This window comes from Priestia sp. P5_B4, from assembly GCF_056400385.1.
Window position 1 is genome coordinate 1 of sequence record NZ_JBFULJ010001558.1, and the last position, 506, is coordinate 506.

The 506-nt window shown below is 68.0% G+C and carries 1 protein-coding gene; it reads left to right on the forward strand.

Features of this window, described 5'->3' with window-relative positions; translation table 11 throughout:
• Positions 1-237, forward strand: a 237-nt coding sequence (locus tag AC1DRF_RS32150) for a hypothetical protein (RefSeq protein ID WP_477742849.1), incomplete at its 5' end; no start/stop codon positions are given.
• Between the last annotated feature and the right edge of the window lie 269 nt (positions 238-506).

The window sequence follows — 506 nt, forward strand, 5'->3', positions numbered from 1 at the left end:
AAACCGGGGGGTGCGGCGGTGTTCACCGTCCCGATCCTCCCGGGCCGCCTGACGCGCGGCCGGCGCGGTCTTCCGCGCAGTTACCACGGCGATCCGTCGACCGCGACCGACGACCTGCTCGTGCACACCGAATTCGGGGCCGACACCTGGGCCATGGTGCTCGAGGCCGGATTCGCCGCCTGCACGCTGGTCGGCTTCGATCCGCCGGCCGGCCTGGCGGTGATCGCCTCGCCCTGAACCGGTCCAGGGGTGACCTGCCGGGTCATTGCTGAACCAAACGGGTCACTTCACGGTAACCGCAGCAAAACGCCCACGTCGATTCGTGACGGCACGAGGCTTGCGTCTGCCATCGCATCGGGATAATCCTTAGCCGAGCGGGACTTGGAAGTCCCGTGCACGCTGCATCAGGGGGCCGTCTCCCACGGTTCGCGGCGGTACACCACCTCAACGGGAACCCATTTCAATGCGCCTTCCTCTGCTCCTCGCCAGCGCACTCGCCCTGGCGG